This is a genomic window from Bowmanella yangjiangensis (assembly GCF_017255015.1).
GTDB classification, from domain to species: Bacteria; Pseudomonadota; Gammaproteobacteria; order Enterobacterales; family Alteromonadaceae; genus Bowmanella; species Bowmanella yangjiangensis.
Genome location: NZ_JAFKCS010000915.1, coordinates 1 through 279 on the forward strand (window position 1 = coordinate 1; position 279 = coordinate 279).

The following is a 279-nucleotide window of genomic DNA, read 5'->3' on the forward strand; positions in this document are numbered from 1 at the left end:
GCAGTTCGAAGAGGGCGATGCGGTCGTCACTGACGAGCACGACGCCTGATGTTGAGTCATCTGCAATTCTGGCGTGAACGGGGCTGGGCGCCGATTTCGGCAGCCGATTATGCCGACGCGTGGGCGCGTTTCGGCGGCAGCGTGGCGACGCATCCCGAGGTGGTGGCACGGCTGGCCGGGCTGGCAGGTATTGCCGTGCGCTACCTGGGCTGGCAGGTCGATGGCCAGCTGCATGCGGCCATCGCCACCTGGGGGCGGCACCTGGCCCTGTCCAAGGAT

General features: G+C 67.4%; 1 protein-coding gene. It reads left to right on the forward strand.

The genetic code is table 11. From position 1 onward, the window contains the following. Positions 1 to 48: 48 nt before the first annotated feature. Positions 49 to 279: hypothetical protein (locus J0A65_RS27200; protein ID WP_206597266.1), on the forward strand; the 231-nt coding region annotated here is incomplete at its 3' end.